At 62.8% G+C, this 25,350-nt stretch carries 24 protein-coding genes and 1 tRNA gene; 15 read left to right on the forward strand and 10 right to left on the reverse strand.

Annotation, left to right across the window (positions count from 1 at the left end; all coding sequences use genetic code 11):
• Positions 1 to 21: 21 nt before the first annotated feature.
• Positions 22 to 2,343, reverse strand: a complete 2,322-nt coding sequence (locus ACGYLY_RS07105; protein WP_395282330.1) for a peptidase M6 — start codon at positions 2,341 to 2,343, stop codon at positions 22 to 24.
• A gap of 485 nt (positions 2,344 to 2,828) precedes the next feature.
• Here ACGYLY_RS07105 and ACGYLY_RS07110 point away from each other — a divergent pair, with 485 nt between their 5' ends.
• From ACGYLY_RS07110 to ACGYLY_RS07120, 3 genes are all read left to right on the forward strand, one after another.
• Positions 2,829 to 4,175: an RNase J family beta-CASP ribonuclease gene (locus ACGYLY_RS07110; protein ID WP_395282329.1), complete on the forward strand. Its 1,347-nt coding sequence runs from the start codon at positions 2,829 to 2,831 to the stop codon at positions 4,173 to 4,175.
• 1 nt (position 4,176) lies between these two features.
• Positions 4,177 to 5,232, forward strand: a complete 1,056-nt coding sequence (gene idsA3 / locus ACGYLY_RS07115) for a geranylfarnesyl diphosphate synthase (RefSeq protein WP_395282328.1) — start codon at positions 4,177 to 4,179, stop codon at positions 5,230 to 5,232.
• Between the two features lie 107 nt (positions 5,233 to 5,339).
• Positions 5,340 to 7,073, forward strand: a complete 1,734-nt coding sequence (locus tag ACGYLY_RS07120; RefSeq protein WP_395282327.1) for a glutamate--tRNA ligase — start codon at positions 5,340 to 5,342, stop codon at positions 7,071 to 7,073.
• A 284-nt stretch (positions 7,074 to 7,357) separates the two neighbouring features.
• Here the strand turns inward: ACGYLY_RS07120 and ACGYLY_RS07125 are convergent, their stop codons facing one another.
• Positions 7,358 to 7,513: a hypothetical protein gene (locus ACGYLY_RS07125; RefSeq protein WP_395282326.1), complete on the reverse strand. Its 156-nt coding sequence runs from the start codon at positions 7,511 to 7,513 to the stop codon at positions 7,358 to 7,360.
• 73 nt (positions 7,514 to 7,586) lie between these two features.
• Between ACGYLY_RS07125 and ACGYLY_RS07130 the strand changes: the two genes are divergently transcribed.
• Together ACGYLY_RS07130 and ACGYLY_RS07135 are read left to right on the forward strand one after the other, a co-directional pair.
• Positions 7,587 to 7,925: a HalOD1 output domain-containing protein gene (locus ACGYLY_RS07130; RefSeq protein WP_395282325.1), complete on the forward strand. Its 339-nt coding sequence runs from the start codon at positions 7,587 to 7,589 to the stop codon at positions 7,923 to 7,925.
• A 39-nt stretch (positions 7,926 to 7,964) separates the two neighbouring features.
• Positions 7,965 to 8,645 carry a helix-turn-helix domain-containing protein gene (locus tag ACGYLY_RS07135; protein ID WP_395282324.1) on the forward strand — a complete coding sequence of 227 codons (681 nt, stop codon included), beginning with the start codon at positions 7,965 to 7,967 and terminating at the stop codon, positions 8,643 to 8,645.
• Here ACGYLY_RS07135 and tmcA read toward each other — a convergent pair.
• Both tmcA and ACGYLY_RS07145 read right to left on the reverse strand, forming a co-directional pair.
• Complete coding sequence (gene tmcA / locus ACGYLY_RS07140; RefSeq protein WP_395282323.1) at positions 8,642 to 10,963, reverse strand: tRNA(Met) cytidine acetyltransferase TmcA; 2,322 nt, start codon at positions 10,961 to 10,963, stop codon at positions 8,642 to 8,644. The genes ACGYLY_RS07135 and tmcA overlap by 4 nt on opposite strands.
• 188 nt (positions 10,964 to 11,151) lie before the next feature.
• Positions 11,152 to 12,006, reverse strand: coding sequence for a heme-copper oxidase subunit III (locus tag ACGYLY_RS07145; protein ID WP_395282322.1), 855 nt, complete (start codon positions 12,004 to 12,006; stop codon positions 11,152 to 11,154).
• Between the two features lie 105 nt (positions 12,007 to 12,111).
• Here ACGYLY_RS07145 and ACGYLY_RS07150 point away from each other — a divergent pair, with 105 nt between their 5' ends.
• The 5 genes from ACGYLY_RS07150 to ndk all read left to right on the forward strand — a co-directional run bounded on the left by ACGYLY_RS07150 (position 12,112) and on the right by ndk (position 13,739).
• Positions 12,112 to 12,306 carry a GNAT family N-acetyltransferase gene (locus ACGYLY_RS07150; RefSeq protein WP_395282321.1) on the forward strand — a complete coding sequence of 65 codons (195 nt, stop codon included), beginning with the start codon at positions 12,112 to 12,114 and terminating at the stop codon, positions 12,304 to 12,306.
• Positions 12,307 to 12,491: 185 nt separating this feature from the next.
• Positions 12,492 to 12,854 (forward strand): 50S ribosomal protein L7Ae, encoded by a 363-nt coding sequence (gene rpl7ae, locus ACGYLY_RS07155; protein ID WP_231183708.1) that lies wholly within the window; start codon positions 12,492 to 12,494, stop codon positions 12,852 to 12,854.
• Positions 12,855 to 12,865: 11 nt separating this feature from the next.
• The gene (locus tag ACGYLY_RS07160; RefSeq protein WP_231183709.1) at positions 12,866 to 13,093 is read left to right on the forward strand and encodes a 30S ribosomal protein S28e; all 228 of its coding nucleotides are present in this window, start codon (positions 12,866 to 12,868) and stop codon (positions 13,091 to 13,093) included.
• Positions 13,093 to 13,284, forward strand: a complete 192-nt coding sequence (locus tag ACGYLY_RS07165; protein ID WP_395282320.1) for a 50S ribosomal protein L24e — start codon at positions 13,093 to 13,095, stop codon at positions 13,282 to 13,284. Before ACGYLY_RS07160 ends, ACGYLY_RS07165 begins: the two co-directional genes overlap by 1 nt.
• A complete protein-coding gene (gene ndk, locus ACGYLY_RS07170) occupies positions 13,281 to 13,739 on the forward strand; it encodes a nucleoside-diphosphate kinase (protein ID WP_395282319.1) in 459 nt (152 codons plus the stop codon). Before ACGYLY_RS07165 ends, ndk begins: the two co-directional genes overlap by 4 nt.
• 60 nt (positions 13,740 to 13,799) lie before the next feature.
• Here ndk and ACGYLY_RS07175 read toward each other — a convergent pair whose 3' ends face one another.
• A complete protein-coding gene (locus tag ACGYLY_RS07175) occupies positions 13,800 to 14,498 on the reverse strand; it encodes a ZIP family metal transporter (RefSeq protein WP_395282318.1) in 699 nt (232 codons plus the stop codon).
• 312 nt (positions 14,499 to 14,810) lie between these two features.
• On the opposite strand from ACGYLY_RS07175, the gene ACGYLY_RS07180 reads away from it, so the two are divergent.
• From ACGYLY_RS07180 to ACGYLY_RS07200, 5 genes are all read left to right on the forward strand, one after another.
• Positions 14,811 to 16,214: a selenium-binding family protein gene (locus ACGYLY_RS07180; RefSeq protein ID WP_395282317.1), complete on the forward strand. Its 1,404-nt coding sequence runs from the start codon at positions 14,811 to 14,813 to the stop codon at positions 16,212 to 16,214.
• Positions 16,211 to 16,540 carry a 2Fe-2S iron-sulfur cluster-binding protein gene (locus tag ACGYLY_RS07185; RefSeq protein WP_395282316.1) on the forward strand — a complete coding sequence of 110 codons (330 nt, stop codon included), beginning with the start codon at positions 16,211 to 16,213 and terminating at the stop codon, positions 16,538 to 16,540. The genes ACGYLY_RS07180 and ACGYLY_RS07185 overlap by 4 nt, the downstream gene beginning before the upstream one ends.
• Before the next feature lie 230 nt (positions 16,541 to 16,770).
• On the forward strand, positions 16,771 to 16,959 hold the full coding sequence (locus ACGYLY_RS07190; protein ID WP_395282315.1) for a hypothetical protein: 189 nt from the start codon (positions 16,771 to 16,773) through the stop codon (positions 16,957 to 16,959).
• 170 nt (positions 16,960 to 17,129) lie between these two features.
• Positions 17,130 to 19,505 (forward strand): penicillin acylase family protein, encoded by a 2,376-nt coding sequence (locus tag ACGYLY_RS07195; RefSeq protein WP_395282314.1) that lies wholly within the window; start codon positions 17,130 to 17,132, stop codon positions 19,503 to 19,505.
• Positions 19,502 to 19,831, forward strand: a complete 330-nt coding sequence (locus ACGYLY_RS07200) for a hypothetical protein (protein ID WP_395282313.1) — start codon at positions 19,502 to 19,504, stop codon at positions 19,829 to 19,831. The genes ACGYLY_RS07195 and ACGYLY_RS07200 overlap by 4 nt, the downstream gene beginning before the upstream one ends.
• Positions 19,832 to 19,841: 10 nt before the next feature.
• Here the strand turns inward: ACGYLY_RS07200 and ACGYLY_RS07205 are convergent, their stop codons facing one another.
• From ACGYLY_RS07205 to ACGYLY_RS07225, 5 genes are all read right to left on the reverse strand, one after another.
• Entirely contained in the window at positions 19,842 to 20,444 is a 603-nt protein-coding gene (locus ACGYLY_RS07205) for a class I SAM-dependent methyltransferase (protein WP_395282312.1), read from the reverse strand.
• Positions 20,445 to 20,761: 317 nt separating this feature from the next.
• A tRNA-Gly gene (locus ACGYLY_RS07210) sits at positions 20,762 to 20,832 on the reverse strand.
• 34 nt (positions 20,833 to 20,866) lie between these two features.
• Positions 20,867 to 21,508, reverse strand: a complete 642-nt coding sequence (locus ACGYLY_RS07215) for a class I SAM-dependent methyltransferase (protein ID WP_395282311.1) — start codon at positions 21,506 to 21,508, stop codon at positions 20,867 to 20,869.
• A gap of 31 nt (positions 21,509 to 21,539) precedes the next feature.
• The gene (locus ACGYLY_RS07220; protein ID WP_395282310.1) at positions 21,540 to 23,639 is read right to left on the reverse strand and encodes a type II secretion system F family protein; all 2,100 of its coding nucleotides are present in this window, start codon (positions 23,637 to 23,639) and stop codon (positions 21,540 to 21,542) included.
• Complete coding sequence (locus ACGYLY_RS07225; RefSeq protein WP_395282309.1) at positions 23,639 to 25,273, reverse strand: type II/IV secretion system ATPase subunit; 1,635 nt, start codon at positions 25,271 to 25,273, stop codon at positions 23,639 to 23,641. Before ACGYLY_RS07225 ends, ACGYLY_RS07220 begins: the two co-directional genes overlap by 1 nt.
• Positions 25,274 to 25,350 lie beyond the last annotated feature (77 nt).

The following is a 25,350-nucleotide window of genomic DNA, read 5'->3' on the forward strand; positions in this document are numbered from 1 at the left end:
CCGAACGATACGTTCGCGATTCTACCAGCCGTGGCCGTGGTGGCCGCCGCGGTGTCCGTGACCCCCGTGGCGTCCGTCGTGTCCGTGGTGGTCGTCGTCGCCGTGATGGCCGTGACCGTGTCCTCCGTGATGGCCGTGGCCGCCGTGGTGCCCACCGTGATGACCATGACCGTGACCGCCGTGATGACCATGGCCGCCGTGGTGTCCGTGTCCGCCGTGGCCGTCACGGGCGTATTCGAACTCGACGCTAACCGGGACGCGGCCCCCTTCGCCGGGGTGGGCCGCCCAGGTCGACGCGGCGATGACCTTCTCGAAGTTGCCGTTGCGGAGGAAATGGTGGAGTTCCTGTTCCTCGTCGTCGGAGAAGGTCCGCATGTCGAGTTGTTTGACTTTGGCCCTGCCGTTCTCCTTGATACCGATGAAGGTGAACTGGTACTCGATTTCGTCGGCGGTCGCCTCGCGAAGGCTCATGAACGAGTCCGTCGTGTCGGTCGGGACGCTCTCGCCGCCGACCTCGACGTTACGGACGTACATTCCCGGGTGGGTGGTCGCCCAGTCCGTCGCGTAGCGGAACGCGATGAGGACCTCGCCCTCCCCTTCGTACTCGGAGAGGTCGAACGACTGTTCGACCCACTTGCCGCTGGTGTTGCCGGTGTATCCCGGCGCGTTCTCCTTGATCGTCGGATGCGCGTCCGGGTTCGGCGAGTCGTCGGTTCGGTTCGATTCGAGGCTCTCCCACGTCTCGCCGCCGTCGGTCGAGACCTGCACGAAGCCGTAATCCCAGTTCTCCTCGATGTCGTAGTAGGTCTCGAACGACAGCGTCGAATCGCCGTTCGAGGGGTTGGCTTTCGTGATGGCGAACCGGTCGAGGAGGGTGCCTGACCCGGAGTACAGCACCTGCCCCTCGCCGGTGACCGGGTCGGTCGCGTTCTGCCACTGGGTGCCGATGTAGTCGGTTCCCGAGAGCGTCACGTCCGTTATCGGCCCCTTGTCGGACGTGTCGACCTCCTTGTAGTTGGTCCCCCACGCACCCGCGGTGCCGACGTCGTTCGACGTGTTGAGGTTGAGGTCGAGGCCGTCGATGTCGTACTCGTCCCGCACGTGGCGCTCGGACGAATCGAGCACCGCCGCGGTCGAGAAGTCCTGATACAGGTCGTAGAAGTCCGTGTTCGCGCCGGTCTCGTCGAGGGTCTTCTCGACGCCCTCGATGCCGTTCGCCTCCTCGTGTGCGAGGTTACTGATGAAGTCGGTGCCGTACCTGTCTCTCAAGTACATCTGGAAGCTGAACGCGATGCCGTAGTCCGAGAGGACGTTGATGGCCCCTTGGTCCTCCCAGTTGGTCAGGGAGTTCGAAGGCATCTCCTCGTAGGCCTGGACGTGTCCCTCCGAGACGCCGTAGCCGGTGACGACCTCGGCGTAGTCGGACATGCCTTCGTTCACCCACGTGGTCTCGTCGCCGTCGAGGTCGTTGTGGATGAGGTGTTGGTACTCGTGTGCGAGCGTTCCCTCGTAGCCGACCTCGTCGTTCGTCTCGTTGACCTCGTTCCATCCCTTAGCGTCGAGGGTGACGACGTTGCGGTCGGTGTACTGCTGGATGGTCGGCGAGTAGAACCCGGCCGTGTAGATGGGATACGACGCGTTGTAGTAGTTCTCGTCGCGAACGTTGTCCACCAGGAGGACGGTCTTCCCGGTCCCGTTCTCGGTGTGGTAGTAGTCGTCGGGAACGGCACCGATCTCCTCCAACAGACCCTCCGTTCCGTTGCGGGCGTCGGGCGTGCCGAACACGTCCGATTCGGTCTCGTACATGTTCTCCTCGAACTGCGTGCGGAGCGCTTCGGCCTGCTGTTCCGAGATGGTCGGGTCGGTCCGCGAGTCGTTCTCGGGCCACGTCAGGTCGCGGGCGACCCATATCTCGACGTGGTCGCCGAGGGACAGCAGCGTGAAGTTCTTGAAGTAGTAGCTGTCGTTGTCGGAACCGAGGTACTGTTTCGTCGTCCCGATGAGGTCAGGGTCCGTCTCGTCGTCGGACGGGTCCATGACGATGGACGAGGAGTCCTGCGCGAGGATGGAGAACCCACCGGACGCCCCGCTCCCTTCGTCGGTCGTCGTGAACGACTCGGGTGCCGAGTCGAAATCGACGGGTTTGTCGAGCGACTCCTGTGACGGTTCGGCCCGCTGAGGACCGTCGCCGTTCGTGGAGTTGTTTACGTTCGTCTTCGGTTCGAAGACGGTCGGTTGAAGGCTATCGCTCGTGCTCGGTTGCGTTGCGACAGCGCCGCCGACCCAGACGGCCGACGTGGACAGTACGACTACTAAACTCAACAGCACCGCTTTTAATTTCATCCGATATTTTATGTTAACTCTATCTACATAATTATTGCCACACTTAACTGAATTATTTAATCTAATATATTACTATAGTTATCGAACGTATACCGAAGTAGAACTTCGTTCGGAGTCCACCAGCGAGCCGAAACAGTGCCGTCGTATCCTCGCGTTCCGGCTAGTCAGTCCGCCGAACGAAATGAATCGTTCCACTCATTTTCTTCGGTTACCAAACCTCGCACCGCGTATAGACGCCGAAAGCGACGGTGGTGTCCCGTGGTATTGGCTCCCGACGAACACAATCCCGGCAGTTTTTATTACCCCGGGGCGTAGGCGCTAGCAGACTGGGCAACTCGCGGGTGTGCGGCACCCCGCCGCGCGCGAGTGCCAGACCGACGTGCTGTAAGACGCCGGGGTCTGACGCTCGCGGCCCCCGCGAGGATTTCAGTGAGCAACGCAATCGCCACGCCGCGTGGCGTTTCAATGCTTGAGGAAAGCAAACTATGGAAATCGAAATCGCAACAATTGGCGGCTACGAAGAAGTCGGACGGCAGATGACTGCCGTGCGCGCGGGCGACGAAGTGGTCATCTTCGACATGGGACTGAACCTGTCGAAGGTGCTTCTCCACGATAACGTCGAGACAGAGAAACTCCACAGCCTCGACCTCATCGACATGGGCGCGATCCCGGACGACCGCGTCATGTCCGATCTGGAGGGCGACGTGAAGGCCATCGTTCCGACACACGGTCACTTGGACCACATCGGGGCCATAAGCAAACTGGCCCACCGGTACAACGCGCCCGTCGTCGCGTCCCCGTTCACCATCGAACTGGTGAAACAGCAGATTCAGGGCGAGGAGAAGTTCGGGGTCGAAAACGACCTCATCAAGATGGAAGCGGGCGAGACGATGCAGCTGGGCGACGATGTCGAACTCGAGTTCGTCAACGTCACTCACTCCATCATCGACGCCATCAACCCGGTGGTTCACACCCCCGAGGGTGCCATCGTCTACGGCCTCGACAAGCGCATGGACCACACGCCGGTCCTCGGCGACCCCATCGACATGAAGCGCTTCCGCGAAATCGGACGCGAAGGCCCCGGCGTCCTCGCCTACATCGAGGACTGTACGAACGCGGGCCGCAAGGGTCGCACGCCGAGCGAATCCGTGGCTCGTCGTCACCTCAAAGACGTACTGTACAGCATGCAGGACTACCACGGCGGTATCGTGGCGACGACGTTCTCCAGCCACATCGCCCGCGTGACGAGCCTCGTCGAGTTCGCACAGGACATCGGACGGACGCCCGTCCTCCTCGGACGCTCGATGGAGAAGTACTCGGGCACCGCAGAACGCCTGAACTTCGTCGACTTCCCGGAGGAACTCGGCATGTTCGGCCACCGAAAATCCGTCGACCGGACGTTCAAACGCATCATGAAGGAGGGCAAGGAGAACTACCTCCCCATCGTGACCGGCCACCAAGGTGAGCCGCGCGCGATGCTGACGCGGATGGGTCGCGGCGAGACGCCGTACCAGTTGGACAACGGCGACAAGGTCGTCTTCTCGGCCCGCGTCATCCCGGAACCGACGAACGAAGGACAGCGCTACCAGTCCGAGCGCCTCCTGAAGATGCAGGGCGCACGGATTTATGACGACGTGCACGTTTCGGGCCACCTCCGCGAGGAAGGCCACTACGAGATGCTCGACGCGCTCCAACCGCAAAACGTCATCCCAGCTCACCAAGACATGAAGGGCTACGCGCCGTACGTGGACCTCTGTGAATCCCAGGGCTACCGCCTCGGTCGGGACCTTCACGCGACGCGAAACGGCAACCTCATCCAGCTGGTGGAGTGAAATGACTGACGCGAGTACGGAGTCACGCGAAGAACTCGTCATGGAGACGGTCGAACAGCGCCGCGAACTGGTCAACGCGGCCATCGAGGAGGAACTTCCGATCGTCGAACCGGAGCGTCTCTACGAGGCGTCCCGCTATCTGCTCGACGCGGGCGGAAAGCGGCTTCGTCCGACGGTTCTCCTGCTCGTCGCGGACGCGCTCGCCGACGTCGAACCGATGTCGGAGGCGTACCGGAAGTTCCCGGCGCTCGACGGAACCGAACTGAACGTGATGGCCGCCGCGGTGAGCATCGAGGTCATACAATCCTTCACGCTCATCCACGACGACATCATGGACGACGACGACCTGCGCCGCGGCGTTCCGTCCGTTCACCGCGCCTACGACACCGAGACGGCGATTCTGGCCGGTGACACGCTCTACTCCAAGGCGTTCGAAATCATGCTGGAGACGGACGCCACGCCGGACCGCTGTGTCACCGCGCTCGACGTACTCGCATCAACCTGTACGAAAATCTGTGAGGGACAGGCGCTCGACGTCGCCTTCGAGGAGCGTCCCGACGTCCTCCCGGACGAGTATCTCGAAATGATCGAGAACAAGACGGCGGTGCTCTACGGTGCTGCGGCGAAGGTTCCGGCGGTCCTCCTCGGTGCAGACGAGGAAACGACGGAAGCGCTGTATCGATACGGTATCGACGTCGGACGGGCGTTCCAGATTCAGGACGACGTGCTCGACCTGACCGTTCCGAGCGACAAACTCGGCAAACAGCGGGGAAGCGACCTTGTGGAGAACAAACAGACCATCATCACGCTTCACGCCCGCAGTCAGGGTGTGGACGTGGATTCGCTGGTCGAAACCGACGATGTCGGCGACGTGACGGAAGCCGAAATCGATGCGGCGGTACAGCGCCTCGAAGCGGCCGGAAGCATCGACTACGCCACCGAAAAGGCACAGGAACTCGTCCAACGCGGCAAGGACCATTTGAGCGTCCTGCCGGACAACGAGTCCCGCTTCCTGCTCGAACAGATAGCCGACTACCTCATCGAACGCGGCTACTGAGGTACCGTCGGTTTTTCCGAGACGAAGGTCGATGAGCGCCAGCAGTGTCGTTTCCGACCACGTGCGATTCGCGGGAGTTTTGAGACGGGCGGGAATAGAACCCCGTAATGGACGACGAGTTGCGGACGCGAATCGAGACGGAGGCGGAGAAACACGCGTTGTTCAACGCGTTGAAACACGACAGCGACGCGGACGTCGGTGCCATCATGGGGTCGCTGATGGGCGAGAATCCCGATTTCCGCGAACACGGGGGCGAAGTGCCGGGAATCGCGGGGAAGGTCGTCGCGCAGGTGAACCAGTTGGACGCCGAGGGTCGCCGCGATCGACTCGAAGAACTCGACGCCGAACTCGTGGCGGAGTTGGAGGCCGAGGACGAGGAGGACGACCAGGTGCTTCCCGACCTGCCGAACGCGGAGGAGTACGACGAGGTTCGGATGCGTTGTGCGCCGAACCCCAACGGACCGTGGCACATCGGCCACGGTCGGATGCCCGCCGTCATTGGCACCTACAAGGACCTCTACGACGGGGAGATGTTGGTGCGCTTCGACGACACCGACCCGGAAACGAAGCGCCCGGACATGGACGCCTACGACGCGATTCTGGAGGATATCGACTACCTCGGCTTCGAGCCGGACGAGGTGATAAAGGCCAGCGACCGCCTCGAAATCTATTACGACCACGCGCGCGACCTCATCGAGAAGGGCGGTGCGTACACCTGCTCCTGTTCCGGCGAGGAGTTCTCGAACCTCAAAAACGACGCGAAGCCGTGTCCACACCGCGACAAGGACCCCGAAACGACGCTTTCCGAGTTCGAGGACATGATCGACGGTGAGTATTCGTCCGGGGAGATGGTGCTCCGCGTCAAGACGGACATCGAACACAAGAACCCCGCCCTGCGCGACTGGGTGGCGTTCCGAATCATCGACACGCCCCACCCGCGTCCGGAGGCTGCCGACTACCGCTGCTGGCCCATGCTCGACTTCCAGTCCGGCGTGGACGACCACCTGACGGGCGTGACCCACATCATCCGCGGCATCGACCTGCAGGACTCGGCGAAACGCCAGCGGTTCGTCTACGACTACTTCGACTGGGAGTATCCCGAGACCATCCACTGGGGGCACGTGCAGGTGGACGAGTACGACGTGAAGATGTCCACCTCGACCATCAAGGAACTCATCGAGAAGGGCGAACTCGACGGGTGGGACGACCCGCACGCGCCGACGCTCCAGAGCGTTCGCAGGCGCGGGATTCGCGGCGAAGCCATCCGCGAGGCGATGGTCGGCCTCGGCACCTCCACCAGCAACGTCGATTTGGCGATGAGCACCATCTACGCCAACAACCGAGAGTTGGTGGACGACGACGCGCCGCGTTTCTTCTTCGTCCGCGGGGGAGTGGAATACCCGCTCATCGGCGACTACCCCGAGGCGGCGGAACCGCCGGTTCACCCGGACCACGAGGACAGGGGCACGCGTCACATCCCGGCGGGCGAGGCCGTGCTCATCGAAACCGACGACATCCCGGACCACGGCGAGCGCGTCTGGCTGAAGGGATTGGGCTGTTTCCAGCACACCCGCGATGCGCTCCAGTACACGGGCGACGACATCAGCGCCGTCCGCGAGGAGGGCGTGGACGTGATTCACTGGGTGCCCGCCGGGGCGAACGTCCCGGTCCGGATGCCAACCATGGACGGCGACGTGGAGGGCAAGGCGGAACCCGACTTCGCGGAGGCGGACGTGGACGACATCGTGCAGTTCGAACGCGTCGGATTCGCGCGAGTCGATAGCGTGGCGCGAGACAACGAAGACGACGGCGAGACGCTGACCTACTTCGCCCACGAATAAGGGATTTCCCGTCCCTGTTTCTCGCATTTTCACCGTCCATACAGCCACGAGGACGAAGCGAGCCAGTTCGGCGAGCGACGTCCTCGGCGGGGAAGGGCAGGTGCGGGCCTGGCGGATGAAGGGCGACTGAGGCGTCGCCGAAGGAGGGCTTCGTATTCCCTGCTGATTCCGACGGTATCGTTTCCGTCGTCACCGTCGTCAACTACGGGTGGGAAACACGAAGTCTGCGTCATCCGCCGGAGGAATCGAAGATACCGTCGGCACGCATTCGTCCCGTCCCTTCGTCACTCCCAGTCGACGCCGTCCAACGGTTCGGCGACCACGCCGTCCTGTCGTGCCAGCACTCTCGCGTGGCCCGTACAGACGACGCGGTTTTCGTTCCACGGAACGTGGAGTCTAACTGCTGCTTCGTTTTCACAACCGTCTTCTGTACACTCCATCGAGTGGAATCACGGATTGAAGCCACATGGCGGTACCGCCGGTTTTTTGGACGGATTGAAACGTGCGTTATAAATGGGTTTCAAGAATAACCCCGCGTTTCAGGGACGCCGCGCGATTGCATTTGCTATGGACGTTGCCGAGTTGGAGAACGATGCCGATTTTGTGTACGACATCGATCCCAACGAGACAGTCACGGAAGGTGTCGTCACCGCGACGGCGGCGGTGACGAACACGAAAACGAACGAGATGCCGCCGCTTTTCGAGACCGTCAACGCCGACGCACTCGACGAACTGTTCGCGAACAGTTGGGGTGGTCGCATGAGAGATACCGGGCGAGTTACCTTTACCTACTGTGAGTGTGAAGTGGTCGTTCTCAGCGACGGTCGCATCCTTATCGAGGCAAATCCTTGATATGGCCGCTCGTCTCAGGCATTGGAGGGAATCAAAGGAATGAGCGTCATTGCAGAGTTCACGATCCCAACGGAGGAGTTCGCGCTCTCCGCGACCTTCGACGCGATTCCGAACTTGGCCGTCGAAATCGAGCGGATGGTCGCCCATCCCGCCAGTCGTGTCCTTCCGTACATCTGGGTGTGTGGGGGAGCGGCGGCCGCCGTCGAGAAGGAACTCCGTGCCGATCCGACGACGGTGTCGGTGACGAAACTCACGGAGATTCCGTACGGTTCGTTGTATCGAATCGAGTGGGCCGATGAGACGAAATCGACCGTCGAGGACGTGCTGGAAAGCGACCCGGTCATCCTCACGGGAACCGCCGCAAAGCAGGGCTGGGACTTCCAAATGCGGTTCGAACACCGGGACCACATCTCGAAACTCCAAGCCGACCTGACCCACCACGACGTGACGATCGAACTGAAGCGGTTGCACACGCCCGAAACGCCGACCGTCGACGGGCAGTTCCTCCTCACGGCGAAACAGCGTGCGTCGTTGAACGCCGCACTCGACGCGGGCTACTTCGAAGTACCCCGAAAGACGAATCTGAGCGAACTCGCGGAACAACTCGATATCAGCCAGCAAGCGTTGTCCAAGCGACTTCGACGCGCCCACAGAACGGTGAGCCGTCACATCCTCACGACCGGACCCGACGAAATCGTCGGCGACAACCGACTCGATTAGTCCGAATAGCGTCGTTTCTCTTCCACCGCCGCCTCCTTTCCGTACAGGTCGACGAGCGGCCGAAACGCCGCACCCAACGCTCGCATCGCTTCGCCGGCCGAGTGGAAGCCGAGTTCGTCGGCCACCGCGGGCCAGCGATGGGCTTGGAGGACTTTCCGCACCAGCAACCGCTCCTGTCGCGGCGAAAGCGCCTCGGTGTCGTCGAGGTCGCCGGTGTCGTCGGGGTCGACGAGGTGTTTCACGACCAGCGTTCGGAACGGGGCGGGACCGTGGTCGAACTGCCCCGGTCCGTAGGCGCTGGCGGCGACGAGTCGCCACTCCCAGTCGGTGAGCGACGGGGAAACCTCGGCGTCCGTCGCCCGGAGGGCTTCGCGAACGACGTCCGGATCCATGTCGGCGAGCACGTCCGAAAGCACCGAGGGAATCCGTCCCACGAACCGACGCGCGTGACGGTCGTACAGGTCGTATCCGGCGTCGGAAATCGGGTCGAACATGAGCGCGGAGTACTCCCCGCTGGCGTCGTTGCGCGTGGTCGAGAGTTGTACCGTTCGATAGCCGTTGTCCCGCCAGAAGCGAAGCAGTTCGGGGGTCGCACCGAACCCCGTTCCGAGCCAATCGAGGCCGGAGAACTCCCGGCGAATGGACGCGAGGAGTTTTGACCCCAACCCCGACGAGCGCACGGCGTGGTGGGTGGCGATACGCATGATTCGCATCCCGACGGGGATTCCCGCCTCGAAGTCACGGAGTTGCGTCGTCAGCACGTCGGGAAGCATGTTGCCCTTCACGCGCCCGCCGTCGTACATGTGTTCGCGGACGTTTTCGGGGAGGCCTCCTTCACGTGCCAGCAGGGCGACGCTGACGACATGACCGTTCCAGCGGAGTGCCCGCACCGAAACGTTCGGGGCGTCGAGCAGTCGGGCGAGGTCCGCCGGTTCGGTCCGGTAGTGTGCGAGGACGAGCAGACCGAACGCCTCCCGGAGCAGGTTCTCGTCGGCGAGCAAATCGTCCGCGTCGAGCATCCGGTACTCCGATTCCTCGGGCGTCGCGTCGGCCACGAGCGGGTCCACCGCGGGGCGGGCGTCGAGGGCGAGCGCGCGAAACGCCCAGACCTCTATCGGGTCGCCCGCCGCGTACCGTATCGGTTCGTCCAGCGTCACGTCGGTCACGTCGTGGTCGCTCCCGTCGAGTCGGTCTCGGAATCGCACTGAAAATCCCCGTCCGGCACCCTCGTAGCCGTGAATCGTCGTGGTGAACGCGACACGGGAGAAGTTCAAAAACCGCTCCAGCAGACGCACCGAGAAGGCGGCAGCCTCGTCCACGAACACGACGTCGGGGGTTTCGTCTCGTTCATCTCCCGACCCAACGCGGTCATTCCGTTGGCTCGAAGACCCAACGCGGTCGATTGCGTCGGTCGGCTTCTCGAATCGGACCGTACCGCCCGATTTCGCCGCGATTCGCGTCGGTGGCTCGTGGTCCGTGTCCGCCAGTTCGTCCATCGAATCGAGCAGCGCGGCAGCGCGGACGAACACCTCGCGGGCGCTCCGGTAGGTTCGCGCCGTCACTAGCACGTTCTGGCCCTGGGCGGCGAGACTCCCGGCGGCGATTCCGGCGGCGCTCGACTTTCCCCGACCCCTGTCGGCCTCGACGACGACGGCGGTGTTCGGGTCGCGGAGCGCCTCGAAGGCGCCGACCACCGAGGCTTGGTCGTCGGTCAGACAGGCCTCGACGGCGGCCTGCGGAAACGCGACAGTCGCCGTCGGGGGTGCCTCCCCCCTTTCCCGGTCGTCGAGTCGGGGCGCGGGGTGCGTCAGACCGTCGTCCTCGACGGTTTCCGAATCCACGTCCGCGATGGCGATACCGCGGTGTGCGCGGAGGAGGGAGACGAATCGTCGTCGGAAATGTCCGGTTACGTCCTCGACTTCGAACGGCGGCACCGCGAGCGTCGCGTCGAAGTCGTCCCTGCGGGTCGGCCACGAATCGAGGGGAGGCGTAAGGAGAACGAACAGGCCGCCGCCGTCGACCGCGCCGACGACTCGGCCCAGCGCGTTCGGTTGGAGTTCGTCGTGGGCGTCGAAGACGATGGCCTCGTGAGTCGTTCCGAGGAGGGTTCCGGCGCGACGCTGGCTCACTTGCTCACAGTCGAGGACCCGTCGCGGGCCGACCTGCGTGGTCGTTTCGTCGGCGATTCCCGCACCGGCGAGCGCGCTCCGAGCGGTTTCGTACCCCTTTTCGCGGTTTCCCGCGAGGACGAGTAGCCGTCGCTCGTTCGACCGTCGGGCCTCTTCGAGAAGCGATGTCACCAGTGACGAGACGTTCACAGCGGACCTTGGTCGGTCCGTCGCATGGATGTTTCTCTTCGGTCGGACAAAAGCCAGGAGTCGGGCGAGGTGGGGTTACGTGATGGCGTCAACCCACTCGCATTTAATGCGGGGACCTCGCCATCTAAACGGATGCGCGCGTTCCGTATATGTTTTTTGGCCATGACAAAGAGTGTCATGGTCGTTAGTCACCCGGAAAGCGTGGACCCGACGTACAGCGCCACGACGAGGAAGATCCAGACGGCGTCCACGAAGTGCCAGTACATCGTGACGGTGGTGACGGAGGTATCGCGTTCCGACGAGAACTGTCCGTACGCCGCCCGAATGAACAGAACGCTCATGAGGACGATACCCAGCGTCACGTGAAGTCCGTGGAGTCCGGTCAAGCCGAAGAAGGCGCTCCCGAAGACGCCAGACGTGATGGTGAACCCCTCGTGTATGATGAACAGGTTGTATTCGTAAATCTGGCCGCCGAGGAAGACGAGCGCCAGCAAAATCGTCAGGCCGAGGAAGACGATGAACCGTTCCCGGTTTCCACGAAGGAGAGACATGTGCGAATAGTGGAGCGTAAAACTGCTCGAAATCAGGATGAGCGTGTTGACGAGGACGAGTGAAGTCAGCACGTCCGGGAGCGCCTGTCCTGCCGGCGGCCACGTCCCCACGCGGATGAAGAAGTAGTAGACGAACCCCGCGCCGAACGTCGCCACTTCGGTCCCGAGAAATAGCGTCATCGCCCATCGAAGCTTCGTCTGTCCGTGTCCCTCCTCGTGCCAGTAGTGGTCCACGAAGCCGTGGTACAGCCAGCCGTAGATGCCGACGAGGAACACCGCCGTCCCGAGGACGAAGAGAATCGGGCTGGAGATTTGCGGGACGTAGGAGTTTCCGCCGTGGCTCAACACGTACAGTCCCGCGCCGACGTACAGTCCGACGATGCCCACCGCGGAGACGAAGGGCCACCACGACGCTTCACCGAACCCCTTCGGCCAATCGTCGGGTGCCGGAAGATGATGGTCCTGTTCCTCCGTCGCGGTTTCGGTACTCATGTCCGCCCCCCATTCATGGACGAACGTACGTGCCGAAGCCACAAAACGGGTGTTCGGATTCGTCGGAAACGTTTCGGACGGGATTTTGTCCCCTCTTCCGATAAATTGAAACCTTTTGTCATCCTCTGCCTTGAAATCGGTAATTTCAACGACGGATCACGAACGCTCGCGGAGCGCCTCGGGTTCGAACGCGAGGGCCGACTACGCGAACACGTGTTTTTTCGGGGGACGTACCACGACACGCTGTTTGACGGACTCCTCCGCGACGAATGGAAACCCGAGTTCGACTCGCATCAATAATCGGTCGAAATCGGGGGACAGAAGCGTGTGCGCAACCGTGCCACCCCGTCGATGATTTGAAAGCGTTTTTATGGGGGCATACTCTACTGGAGGGTACAACCTACGCGGGGTTGATGATGCTCCTAGCCGCACAGGACTCATCCGGCAGGGGAGCCTGAGCCAGCGCGTAGGGAGGTGAACAACCTATGCCAGTATACGTCAACTACGACGTCCCAGCCGACTTGCAGGACCGAGCGCTCGACGCGCTCGAAGTCGCACGGGACACAGGAAGTGTAAAGAAAGGAACGAACGAGACGACCAAGGCTGTCGAGCGTGGCAACGCCGACCTCATCTACGTTGCAGAAGACGTCCAGCCCGAGGAAATCGTCATGCACCTGCCCGAACTCGCCGACGAGAAGGGAATCTCCTTCATCTTCGTCGAGACGCAGGACGATGTCGGTCACGCGGCCGGACTCGAAGTCGGCAGCGCTGCCGCCGCCATCGTTGACGCTGGCGAAGCCAGCGACGACGTGGACGACATCGCCTCGAAGGTCGAGGAACTTCGGTGAGGTGGTAGACGATGAGTGCTGAAGAGACCGGAAACGAGGACTCCACCTCCGCCGAAGTCATCGAAATCGTCGGTAAGACGGGGATGCACGGCGAGGCCATGCAGGTCAAATGCCGCATCCGCGAAGGCGGTAACCAAGGGCGCATCATCACTCGCAACTGTCTCGGACCAGTCCGAGAGGGCGACGTGCTCCAGTTGCGAGAGACCGCACGCGAGGCAGACTCCATCGGAGGACAATAATGCCACAGACGCGAGAGTGTGATTACTGCGGAAGCGACATCGAACCCGGAACGGGAACGATGTTCGTCCGCGTAGACGGAACGACCATCCACTACTGCTCGGCGAAGTGTGAGAAGAACGCCGACCTCGGTCGCGAACCGCGCGACCTCGAATGGACCGAGCAAGGCCAAGCAGAGAGTGGTAACGAATGAGCGAACGGACCTTCGTGATGGTCAAGCCCGACGGCGTTCAGCGCGGCCTCATCGGCGAGATAGTCTCCCGATTCGAGGACCGCGGTCTGAAAATGGTCAGCGGCAAGTTCATGCAGATCAGCGAGGAACTCGCCCACGACCACTACGGTGAACACGAGGGCAAGCCGTTCTTCGACGGCCTCGTCGAGTTCATCACCTCCGGACCGGTCTTTGCGATGGTCTGGGAAGGGCAGGACGCGACACGACAGGTTCGCCGCATGATGGGCGAAACCGACCCAGCCGAATCCGCCCCGGGAACCATCCGCGGCGACTTCGGTCTCGACCTCGGCCGAAACGTGATTCACGGTTCGGACCACGAGGACGAGGGAGCGAACGAACGCGAAATCGACCTGTTCTTCGACGAGGACGAACTGGTCGACTACGAAGCGGTCGACGCCGAGTGGCTGTACGAATAAGCCACTGACGCGGTACGGTATTTTTCGGAGAACGACGACGATGAGCGGTGCGACCGGCTTTTAGGCCGTCAAAACGAACGTGAGGAGGAACCCGGCGGCCGTCGCCAGCGCCACGAGCGGTCCGCCCTCGTCGAACGCTTCCGGCATGACGGTCGCGGCCAGCGACGCGAGCACTGCACCGCCGGCGAAGGCGCGAACCGCGGCGAGGAGTCTGTCCTCGAATCCGGCCGAGACGATGCTGCCGATAACGACCGCGGCGGTCAACAGTCCGGCCACGAGCGCCCAGAGGCCGATGATTTCGTACTTCGAGTAGTCCTGTCCGCGCATGTCGGTCGCGCCGTTGAGCGACTCGGGGAGGTTCGAGGCAAAGATGGCGACCAGCAGGGTGAGATAGTGGACGTTCCCACCGCCTGCTATCGTGACGCCGAGGGCGGTGTTCTCGGGGACGCCGTCGAGGGTGACGCCGGCCAACAGCGCGAATCCCGACTGGCTCGAAGCGAAACGGTCTATGAGCTCATCCGTGCCGACGAAAACCGCCGCACCGGCCATCAGTCCGCCCCCGGCCCACCACGGGCCGCCCATCTCGAACGCCTCTTGAAACAAGTCGAAGGTCAACGCCGTGATGAGTGCCCCGCTCGAAAACGCCAGCGCGGCCGCGACGATGTCGTCCGGCGGTGTCCAAAATGCGCCGAGGGAACTCCCTATCACCAACGCGCTGGAAGCCAGCACGCCGACGATGACCGATGTAGGGAACAGCACGTCGTGTCGTTCTCAACCGAAACCGTTAGTGGTTCTGGCCTTTCGAAAATATTTCACCGGTGCCCAAATAGTCATAAAATATATATTTAGGGACAGAAATGACGATGTATGATCTGTGTATCGCGTACGACGGTCCTTCTCGAAGTCGTGGGAAATAACACGGGATAGATATTAATCGATACGATCGTCTGCGAATGTTGGAAAGATGGTGTGGTTTCCGGTGTGACGAAAACGGTGTGTGCCGACAAATGGGCAATTTTTGCCGCAAAGCCCCTCGTCACGACGACTGCTACCGAAGGACATTGGGGAACAATGAGCGATACCGAATCATCCGAAAGCGGAGCACACGAGCACCACGAACACCACCACGACGTGGAGGGGCCCGGATACGCCACGCCGCAGGCCGCCATCGAGGAGAGCGAACGCGAGGAGATAGCCTACGTCCCGTCGCTGTACGTCGGAACCGACGTGGACGCGCCCGACTTCCTGTCGGTCGTGGACGTGAATCCCGACTCCGACACGTACACGGAGGTCATAGACCGGGTGGAGATGCCGAACAAGGGCGACGAACTACACCACTTCGGGTGGAACGCCTGTTCGTCGTCCTGCCACGTCGAGGGGTTGGAACGACGCCACCTCGTGGTTCCGGGCCAGCGCTCCTCGCGGTTGCACATCATCGACACGAAGGACCGCGAGAACCCGGAAATCGTCAAGGTCATCGAACCGGAGGATGTGTACGAGTACGACCTCTCGGCACCGCACACCGTCCACTGTATTCCCGACGGGGAGATCCTCATCTCGATGCTGGGCGACAAGGACGGCGACCTGCCGGGCGGCTTCCTCGAACTGAACGACGACTTCGAAATCGAGGGACGGTGGGATCCGCCGGGCGAAATCGGGATGAACTACGACTTCTGGTATCAGCCACGCCACAACGTGATGGTCTCCTCGGAGTGGGCCGCGCCGAAGACCTACTATCCGGGTTTCGACTTGGAGGACGTGGAGGCGGGCAAGTACGGCCACAAACTCCACTTCTGGGACTGGCAGGAACGACAGCTTCAACAGACCATCGACCTCGGCGAGGAGGGAATGATCCCGCTGGAAGTCCGATTCCTGCACAGCCCCGAGTCGGCCCACGGCTACGTCGGCGCGGCGCTCTCGTCCAACATCTTCCACTTCTACGAGCGCGAGAAGGAGTGGTTCGCGGAGAAGGTCATCGACATCGAACCGCGCGAACACGATGACTGGGACATGCCCGTGCCGGGTCTCATCACCGACCTTCTCGTCTCGATGGACGATCGCTACCTGTTCTTCTCGAACTGGCTCCACGGCGACGTTCGGATGTACGACGTGAGCGACCCGTCGAACCCGCGCCTCGCCGACCAACTCTGGGCGGGCGGGTTGTACGGCCCGCGCCACCCCACCGGCGAGGACGATAGGCCCGTCGTCGCGGGACCGCAGATGCTCCAACTCAGCATCGACGGCGAACGGCTGTACTGGACCACCTCGCTGTTCTCCACGTGGGACAACCAGTTCTACCCGGAGGAGGCCGAAAAGGGGTCCGTGATGCTCAAAGCCGACGTGGACCCACGAAAGGGGACGATGACGCTGGACGAGGACTTCCTCGTGGACTTCGGAGAGATGCCGAACGGTCCCGCTCGGGCGCACGAAATCCGGTGGCCCGACGGCGACACCACGAGCGACGTGTGGCAGTGAAACGGGAGAACGCACATCGCGTCGAACTCCACTGGCGCAACGGCGGGACGGAAACGATTCGCGCGACCGACGCCGAATCGGTGCTGGAGGCGGCCGAACGAGAGAACGTCGGCCTTCCCTTCGGCTGTCGGACGGGAGCGTGTGCGACCTGCACCGGTCGCCTGCTGTCCGGCGAAGTCGAACACGAACGCGAACCACGGGCGCTGAAACCGGATTCGTTGGCGGACGGCTACGTCCTGCTCTGTATCGCCTACCCGCGAACCGACTGCCGAATCGAAGTGGGAACCGCGGTGCAGACCGACCTCACGTCGAACCCGTGGAAGTAGGGTGTGGCGGGGCCGTGGCGGAGCTGTAGCGGGTGGCTGTGTCGGGACCGGAGATGGGTACTCGCACCGCGTTCGATTATTGAGACGGTGTGTTCGCGCTGTCTTCCGCGACCCTCCGAACCAATAGAATTAACTCACCGGAATCTGATATATCGGACGAAGCAAACCGGGGTATCCGCCGAAAGGCCAGTGTAGTAGCACTGACCCCGTTTGCTTCAGAGGCCTGAAGCATGTCCGACAACGAACCTTCTCCGGAAAAACGTATCGCCACCGAACAGACGCTCCTCCGCCTCGGCGCGGTTTCCCCCGAGGATGTGAGCGAGGAATTATTGGTCGAGATCCACGACCTGTTCGAGAAACACGGCATCCCCATGCACAGCGTTTCGGTCGAACGCTGGCGCACCGGCTACGTCTGCTAGCTGGATAGCGGATTCGGGGGAATTTTTTGGCGATTTCGGATTCGGTCGTGAGGAAAACGGAACGTTCGGCGTCCGCTTACGGCGATTACAACGGGATAAAACGCGTTATTCGTTTATAATTGAGGGCAGGGGGCGGTGATATTTATCTCGGCGAAGTCACATTTCATGGTATGGACGACGACATCACGCGCCGTACCCTCGTCGGCGCGATAATCGGGGGGACCGCCGTCGGCGCGTCCCTCTCGCCCGTCCGGAGCTACCTCCGGCGGTTCGCTCCCCTGAGCGGGTCGGCGTGGGCGAGCGCGACGAACGACGTCAACGGGTCCGTCGAGAGCGACTACGGGTCCGCGAAACTCCGCTACGACGGGGATGGCGTGCCGGACATCACGGCCGAGAACGAGGCGGCGCTCTACTTTGCGGTCGGCTATGCACAAGCGCGGGACCGGTTGTTCCAACTCGATTTGCAGCGTCGATTGATGCGCGGACGGGTGGCGGCCGTCGTCGGCGAATTAGCGGCCGACTCCGACGAGTTCCACGTGCAGATGGATTTCGCCGGGGCGGCCGAGACGACGTGGAGCCACGTCGTCGATGCGGACCCGGACGCCGCGGAACTCGTCCGGGCGTTTTCGGCAGGCGTGAACGCTTTTATCGAGAACGAACCGCTCCCGCTGGAGTTCGGCCTCTTGGAGTACGACCCCGAGAGGTGGACGCCCGAGGATACGATGCTGATGGAAAAACAGATCTCGTGGACGCTGACGGGAAGCTTTCTCACCCTCCGTCGCGCGAAGGTCGCCTCCGTACTCGGCCCGGAAGCCGCGACGGACCTCTATCCCGAGCGACTCGGCCACGACTCTCCGGTCATCCGAGGAAAGGACGAGGGAAAATCGAGCGAGGGAACGACGGCGAACGACGTGCGTCGAGAACGCGGCGCGACCGAGTCAGAAGTCGTCGGCGCGCCGTTGCTCGATTGGCTCGGCGGGTTCGAACGCGTCCGCGGTATCGGGTCGAACAGTTGGCTCGTCTCGGGGAAACACACGAAAAGCGGGAAGCCCATCGTGTCGAACGACCCGCACCTGTCCCTGATGGCCCCACCGGTTTGGTACGAGATGAACCTGAAGCGAGGGGACATGCGCGTCCGCGGGGTGACGTTTCCGGGCGTCCCGTTCGTCATCATCGGCGAGAACCACGCCGGAGCGTGGGGGTTCACGAACGCCGGTGCGGACGTCATCGACTTCTACCGGTACGAAACCGACGGCAATCGGTATCGCTACGGGGGTGACTGGCGCGAGTTCGGGGTCGAGGAACGGGAAATCGAGGTCGCCGACGGCGAGAACAGGACGACGACGGTGCGGAAGACGGTCCACGGGCCGGTCCTCGAACGCGAAGGCTATCGGGTCGGCGTCGCGTGGACGGGGCACACGGCGACGGAGTCCACGATAGCGATCCGCGAGTACGCGACGAGCGACGGGATGGAGGACTTCCGCGCCGCGACCGAGCGCTTCGACGAACCGACGCAGAACCTCGTCTACGCCGACCGGGACGGCAACACGCTCTACTACGTCACCGGGCGGATCCCTCGGCGGACGGTCGACGGCGAGGAGGTCCGCGGCGGCCGTATTTTCGACGGTTCCGCGGGCGAGGGAGAGTGGAAGGGATTCGAACCCTTCGGCGTCTCGACGTGGGAGGGGTTCGTTCCGTTCGACGAGAAACCGCACGTCACCGACCCGGCCGTGATCGCGACCGCGAACCAGCGAATCACGGACGACCCGTTTCTCTCCGAAGGGTACGCCAGTCCCTATCGCGGCCAGCGAATCTACGAACTGCTGGACGAGGCGACGAACGACGGCGACGTGGACGTGAATACGATGGAGCGGATACAGGACGACACGCTCGACAAGCGGGCGGAAGCGCTCGTTCCGACCCTCCTCGATGCGGCACGAGGGAAGGACGGCCTCGAATCGGCGGTCGAAACGCTCTCGGGCTGGGATTACAGGATGGAACGCGATTCGAAGGCCGCTTTGCTGTTCGTCCGCTGGTTCGACGCCTACCGCGAGGCGGTTCTCGCCGACACGTTCGATGAGGCCGGGTTGGGCGAGGGGTACCATCCCCGCGATTGGGTGCTCGCACACCTCGACGGGGAGCGCTGGTTCGGAAGCGGGGGACGCGAGGAGACGATGGTCCAAGCCCTCCGAACGGCACGGAAACGAGTCGAAGAAGGAGAAAACGAGACCTACGGCGACTACAACACGACGGAAGCCATCACGCACCCCTTCGACCAGTCGTTTCTGAACTATCCCGTCCTCGTCACGGACGGGTCGAGCCACACCGTGAACAACTACAGAAAGAACTCGGCGGTGGGCAGCAGTTGGCGGATGATCTGTCCGATAGCGGGCGACTCACGGGCCATCCTCCCCGGCGGCAACTCGGGTGATTACTTCTCGGACCACTACCACGACCAACTGCGACGGTGGGCGAACACGGAGTACAAGCCGATGTCACACGAGATTCGCGGCGACGTCGCCGTCGAATTCGGAGGGGACGAATGAGACGACTCGACGAACTTCGGGCAAATCCGACCTACCGCATACCAGCCGTTGTTGCCGGGGGTGCCATCGGCCTCGGCCTCGCGTGGACCCACTGGCTCGGCCTGTTGGTCGGTGGCGCGCTGGTCAGCCTCCCCGCACTGACCCCGAAACGCGGCGTCCTCACCGGATTCGGGTTCGGTGTCCTCTCCCTGCTCGTCTTTTCGGGCCTCCTCGCGCTCCATGGGTCGCTCTCCCCCACCCTCGGCATGGGACGGATAACCGCCCTCGCGGTGGCGATTCCGTTGGTCTTCGGAACCGTCGGCGGACTGGCGCGAACGCTGGTGTAGAAACCCATTCTCAGGCCCGAGCCAGCAGTTGGACCCACGACCCGCTTGGGTCCAAATCGACCGATTCGACCGTGAAATCGGCACCGTCCACCATCGTTCGCAACTCGTCGGGCCGATAGAGCGTGAACCGCCGTTCGTCCGCATCGTACACGTCGCCGCTCGTTTCGCCGTCGCCGTGCTTGACCGAGAGCAGACACACCCCTCCAAGTTCGAGTATCCGGCGAAACGCCGCCAGCGTTTCGGGGGCATCCTCCCGCGGGACGTGGAGAAACGACGCACAGGCCCACAGTCCGTCGAACGACCGCGATTCGAAAGCGAGGCGGCGCATGTCCATCCGTGCAAACATCGCTTCAGGGGCGACGTCCCGGGCCGCACGGAGGAAGTTCGGCGTGAGGTCGATACCGACCACGTCGTGACCGTGCTCCCCGAACGTCGCGGACTCCCACCCCGGCCCACAGCCGACGTCCGCGATGCGGGCGTTCGCTCCCGCCGTTTCCTCCACTGCCGCCAGAAATCGCTCAACCAACGGCTCGACGCCCGTTCGATCGGCGTGCAGTTCCCGATACTCCTCGACCGCGGACTGGTAGGTCGAAATCGTGTCCGGGTCCGTCATCGTTCAGTTCGAACGACGGAGTGTACCGGTTTAATTGTCACTGCTAAACGGGCTGAATCATCTGACACGATAGTTGCGACTCGGAGATCGATCGTCGTAGAATGCACCGGACGGGATTTGAACAACGTCTGGACAGTCCTGCTCGTAGCTTCGCCGGACGAAGTCCGGCTGACTGCCGAGCGTTACTCGGCAACTTCGCCACTCGCACACACCCTGTGCGGGCTGTGTCCGGTCTAATTCAAATCCCTCGTTCCTTTCCTCGCTCCAAAGCCGAGCGACACGGAAAACCGGTCGCTCGGGAAGTAGCGCTCGGAAAATGCACCGGACGGGATTTGAACCCGTGCCATGAGCTTGGAAGGCTCAGGTCCTGCCACTAGACCACCGGTGCGCATCTCCGAATTGTGCATCCCGGCTTAAGGGTGTTACTGTTTTCGTCCGCGGACGACGGCGTAACAGTTCCCGCTCGAAACCGATACGTCGTCTGGAACGAGCATGCTCTCGTCGAGGTCCGAACGGAACTCCTCGGGCGAGTAGATGTGGTAGAATCGCGGGACCGTTTCCCCGCCCGGAAGCGTCCAATCGACGGTCGTATCGAAGGCCTCCTCGCGGTCGAACTTGTCGTGGGTCGTACTCCACGCGCTGACCAGCGCGGTTCCGTCGGGAGAGAGCACGCGGGCGAGTTCGTCCAGGCTGGCGATGCGGGCCTGCCGCGAGGGAAGGTGGTGAAGCGTGGCGACGTACACCCCGAGGTCGATGGTCGCGTCGGCGAGCGGAATCCGGGCCGCGTCACACTGCACCAGTTCGAGGTCGAAGCCGCGTTCCGTCGCTCGTTCGCGAGCCTCGGCGAGGAGGCCCGCGCTCACGTCCGCACCGACGACTCGGTCGGCGTGACCGGTCAGCAGTTCGGCGTGTCTGCCGTTGGCACAGCCGAGGTCGAGGGCTGTGGTGCCAGACCGGCCGTCGAGAAACGATTCGACCTCGGGCCACGCGTACTCCCGCGTCTTGGCGAAGTGACCCGCGATGCGGTCGTAGGTCGCCCGGACGTCGTGGCTCGTCGGTTTCACACTCGAACTCTCGCTCCGGAGGGTAAATCTCCTACGGATGAATCGTGTACTCGATGAACAGGAAGACGACGTAGGCGATGGCGAGCATGACCGTCGCGTGTTTCGCGCCGTCGCGTAGCTTCCCCTCGCCCATCTTCCCCGCGACGAATCCGGAGACGACGGCTTGGACGAGCGCGGTGTGGAAGAAGACGACGGTGTACGCGTGAATATCCACCGCGGCGATGTTTCCGAGGCCGCCGACGCCGACCGGCCCACCCGCTCCGTTCCCGGTGGGAAGGTCTCGAAGCGCGGGAACGAGGATGGAAGCGAGCGTCCCGATGATGACGAGGAAGATGAAAAACGAGAGGTAGATGATGACGAGGTAGGTCATCATCTCGTCCTCGCGTTGGCGTTGGAGGCGTCGCGACTCCTGTGCATCGTCGGCCGCGATTCGAAGGACGCGCCCGATGTCGCCGCTCGCGTGCATCGCGTTCGTCACGAGCGAGACGACCCGCGTGACGGTCGGCGTGTCGATTCTGTCCTCGAAGCGCCGGAGCGCGGTCGCCGTGTCGGTCCCCCACTCGATGTCGCGCGACAGCCGCTCCAATTCGGGGTTCAACGCGCCGAGGTCGCCGGTCGTCACCCGTCGGAAGCTTTCGATGACCGTCATCCCCGCCTCGTTGACGCTGGCGAGGCGGTCGAGCATGTCCGGAATGGCCCTCTCTATCGCTTCGAGGCGACGGCGGCGAACCTCTCGGACGACGGCGTACGTCCCCAGCACGAACAGCGTGGCCTGGACGACCACGTCGTCCGCGGACGTGAGCGCCGGCGTTCCCGCCGCGAGGTTCGGGAAGAGGCGAATCACGACGGAGAGGAGCGCGAGCGGAACCGTCACGAGGAGTAGCGTATCCGGATTCTCTCGCACGGTTCGGAACGGTTCCGTGAGTACGGTTCGAACGCCCCGAAACCGGTCGTAGGCGTCCAGTCGATCCGTGTTCGTGAACGTGGTGCCACCGTCACTCACCGTTCGTCCGGCGTCCGGGTCGCCAACCCGGCGAACCGCCGGAGGGGTGATTTCGGGGACGACCCTCGACTCACGGCTGATGCGAAGCGACTCCGTGATGCTGTCGAGATACACGACGAAGCCGACGTTTCCGAGCGGGATGAGGAGATAGGTGAGCAGGTAGAGGAACGAGAGCGTGTCTGCGACGCCCATCAGCCCCGTGATGACGAGAACCGTGATGAGCAGGAGGGGACCGACGACGAACAGCGAGACGTACCCCTCGGCGAGAACGGAGAGGAGTTCGAGGAACGCCTCCTGTTCGGCCTTCGCGTCCCGCCGGTAGCGTTCGTACTGCTCGCTCAGATACGCCGGAAGGCTCCGACCGCTCTGGAGGACGCTCGCCAAGTTCTCGCCGAAATCCTCGAACTTCTCACTCGGCGACTGCCGCGACATCTGTTCGATGGCGGTCAGCACGTCGAGACCGAACAGGTCCATGGCTTTGACGCCGACCGCGATTTCCTCGGCCGCCTCGCCGTACACGTCGCGGTTTCGCGCCAGCGTTCGCAGTATGGCCGGCATTCCCATGCCGCTTCGGGAGAGCGCGTAGATGAACGCGACCGTTCGCGAGAGATTGTTGTCTATCCTCCGGGCGCGTTCGTTCCCGCGGTAGGAGGGTAGCTCCCATCGAAGCCAGTACGTCATCAGTCCGCCGAGGAGGCCGACCGTCCCGCTGCTGAACATCAGGAGGAAGAACAGTTGGCCGAGGGTGAGCGAGGGGACGGCGACGAGGTTGGCGAGGAAGTCCACCTGCGCCGGAAGGGTCGCACGGAGCGTCTCGGGCGAGACGGAGAGGACGGCCAAGGCCAATCCCGCGACGTAGACGCCAATGATGCTGCCGGAAACCGCAGCGAGCGTGGCGTACACCCACGTCTTCGACGCGTACAGGCGGTACGTCTCGCCGACGTGTGCCGCCCGTAGGGTCTCCTCGCGGCGTTTCCGTCGCCGCCCGCTCTCGCTAACGTACGATCCGAACGTCTGCAGGGAAACCCGAGTGACGGTTCGGTAGGCCGTCGTGCTGAGCGGCGAGAGGGCGACGGGCACGAGGAGAACGAGCGCGATGACGAGGGGAAGGAAGTTCGACACCCCCATCAGTCGAACTCCGCGACGGTCGATTCGATGGTTCGTCGGACGTTCGCAACGACGGCCTCCGAGTCGGCGTAGTACTCGTTTATCATCGCGGTGAACCGGCGATAGTCCGAGATGCCGTTCTCGCGGAGGTACTGCAGCACGAGCTTCCGGTCTCGGAGTTCGGTGAGGAGTTCGGACTGCGACCAGCCGTGATCGCGCCGAATCTCGTCCAGTACGTCGCTGTCGCGCCGTCGGAACGAGTCGTCGCCAGCGTCCCACGAGAATGCGGTCGTGTAGTCCAGGTCACCGGTTCGCTGGTCGATACCGTTTATTTCAGCGACCGTCCGATTGCGGCGCAGGCGCTCCTCGCCGACGTACGTCAGCGACTGAATCGAGAGGATGTCGAGCGACTGTATCATGGCACGCGGCACGTTGATGGGTTCGTTTTCGAGGCGGTTGATTACCGTCTGTACCGAATCGGCGTGCATCGTGGAGTAGGTCGTGTGCCCCGTGTTCATCGCCTGAAAGAGCGTCATGGCCTCCTCGCCACGGACCTCGCCGACGACGATGTATTCGGGCCGATGGCGGAGAGCGGACCGGAGGAGGTCGTACATCGTGATGTCGGTCCCCTCGTCCAATCGGTCGCGGGTTACGGACGACAGCCAGTTGTCGTGATAGAGCGTCAGCTCCCGCGTGTCCTCGATCGTAAGTACTTTCGAGCGCGGGGGGATGAACATCGAAATAGCGTTCATCGAGGTCGTCTTCCCGGAGGCCGTCCCGCCCGCGAAGATGAGCGACTTGTTGTTCTCGATGGCGAGCCAGAGGTAGGCCATCTGGTCGAGCGAGAAGGTCCCGTAGTTCACCAAATCGACGGGAGTGAACGGTTCTTCGGCGTATTTTCGAATGGTAAACGCCGACCCGCGAGGCGTCACTTCCTCGCCGAGGGCGAGTTCAGCACGACTGCCGTCCGGCAGGGTCGCCTCGACGACCGGTTCGCCGACGCTGACGTGCTGACCGGACTGTTGGGCGAGGCGAACCACGAGGCTGTCGAGTTCCGCTTGGGCGTAGACGACGCTCGTCTCGATGTCGTTGAATTCGTCGTGGTAGACGAAGATGGGAAGGTCGTAACCGTCACAGGAGATGTCCTCGATGCGGGGGTCGTTGATGAGCGGGTCGAGTTTGCCGAAGCCCCGAAACGACCGAAAGAGGTAGTAAAACAGGCGGTAGAAGGTCGCGGCGTCCACCTCGACGCCGTACACTTCGAGGAGTTCGCGCAGTTCGTCCCGGAGAACCGTTTCCGCCGTCTCGTTCCCCATCTCGCGGCGGTAGATGAGCGACTCGCGGAGGTCCGAAAACAGCCGTTCCAGCAGTTCGACCTCGAACTCGTCCAGTTCGGGTTCGACGACGTGATACAGGTGCTCGTTCGCCTCCGCGTCGTAGTTGATCGAGACGAACGCGAACGGCGCGTTCACCCAGTACCGGTCCACTTCCTCGTATTCCGGTATCCCGGTGAACGCGATGAGCGACCCGTGGCTCGTCGGATCGTACTCTCCGACGGAGATCGTCGAACCCCCAAGCATCTCTGCGGTGCGCCGAATCGTCCGTCCCCACTCCCGCACCCGAATTGTCAAGTCGTCAAACTGTAACTCCGACATGTTTGTTCTCTGCCCCTCGTGTAAGCGTTCCGATACCGGACCTCGTTCGACCCGAACCTTCACGCGAGAGCGTGTTC

The sequence above is a fragment of the Haladaptatus sp. CMAA 1909 genome (genome assembly GCF_043952005.1).
Classification (GTDB): domain Archaea; phylum Halobacteriota; class Halobacteria; order Halobacteriales; family Haladaptataceae; genus Haladaptatus.

What these genes read in the sequence shown, in the direction of transcription:
- ACGYLY_RS07105 (WP_395282330.1), bottom strand. Translation starts at nt 2,343, where the DNA reads ATGAAATTAAAAGCGGTGCTGTTGAGTTTAGTAGTCGTACTGTCCACG.
- ACGYLY_RS07145 (WP_395282322.1), bottom strand. Translation starts at nt 12,006, where the DNA reads ATGAGTACCGAAACCGCGACGGAGGAACAGGACCATCATCTTCCGGCA.
- ACGYLY_RS07160 (WP_231183709.1), top strand. Translation starts at nt 12,866, where the DNA reads ATGAGTGCTGAAGAGACCGGAAACGAGGACTCCACCTCCGCCGAAGTC.
- ACGYLY_RS07200 (WP_395282313.1), top strand. Translation starts at nt 19,502, where the DNA reads ATGAGACGACTCGACGAACTTCGGGCAAATCCGACCTACCGCATACCA.
- ndk (WP_395282319.1), top strand. Translation starts at nt 13,281, where the DNA reads ATGAGCGAACGGACCTTCGTGATGGTCAAGCCCGACGGCGTTCAGCGC.
- ACGYLY_RS07165 (WP_395282320.1), top strand. Translation starts at nt 13,093, where the DNA reads ATGCCACAGACGCGAGAGTGTGATTACTGCGGAAGCGACATCGAACCC.
- rpl7ae (WP_231183708.1), top strand. Translation starts at nt 12,492, where the DNA reads ATGCCAGTATACGTCAACTACGACGTCCCAGCCGACTTGCAGGACCGA.
- ACGYLY_RS07110 (WP_395282329.1), top strand. Translation starts at nt 2,829, where the DNA reads ATGGAAATCGAAATCGCAACAATTGGCGGCTACGAAGAAGTCGGACGG.
- ACGYLY_RS07135 (WP_395282324.1), top strand. Translation starts at nt 7,965, where the DNA reads ATGAGCGTCATTGCAGAGTTCACGATCCCAACGGAGGAGTTCGCGCTC.
- ACGYLY_RS07180 (WP_395282317.1), top strand. Translation starts at nt 14,811, where the DNA reads ATGAGCGATACCGAATCATCCGAAAGCGGAGCACACGAGCACCACGAA.
- ACGYLY_RS07220 (WP_395282310.1), bottom strand. Translation starts at nt 23,639, where the DNA reads ATGGGGGTGTCGAACTTCCTTCCCCTCGTCATCGCGCTCGTTCTCCTC.
- ACGYLY_RS07190 (WP_395282315.1), top strand. Translation starts at nt 16,771, where the DNA reads ATGTCCGACAACGAACCTTCTCCGGAAAAACGTATCGCCACCGAACAG.
- ACGYLY_RS07195 (WP_395282314.1), top strand. Translation starts at nt 17,130, where the DNA reads ATGGACGACGACATCACGCGCCGTACCCTCGTCGGCGCGATAATCGGG.
- ACGYLY_RS07125 (WP_395282326.1), bottom strand. Translation starts at nt 7,513, where the DNA reads ATGGAGTGTACAGAAGACGGTTGTGAAAACGAAGCAGCAGTTAGACTC.
- ACGYLY_RS07120 (WP_395282327.1), top strand. Translation starts at nt 5,340, where the DNA reads ATGGACGACGAGTTGCGGACGCGAATCGAGACGGAGGCGGAGAAACAC.
- idsA3 (WP_395282328.1), top strand. Translation starts at nt 4,177, where the DNA reads ATGACTGACGCGAGTACGGAGTCACGCGAAGAACTCGTCATGGAGACG.
- ACGYLY_RS07225 (WP_395282309.1), bottom strand. Translation starts at nt 25,273, where the DNA reads ATGTCGGAGTTACAGTTTGACGACTTGACAATTCGGGTGCGGGAGTGG.
- ACGYLY_RS07205 (WP_395282312.1), bottom strand. Translation starts at nt 20,444, where the DNA reads ATGACGGACCCGGACACGATTTCGACCTACCAGTCCGCGGTCGAGGAG.
- ACGYLY_RS07130 (WP_395282325.1), top strand. Translation starts at nt 7,587, where the DNA reads ATGGGTTTCAAGAATAACCCCGCGTTTCAGGGACGCCGCGCGATTGCA.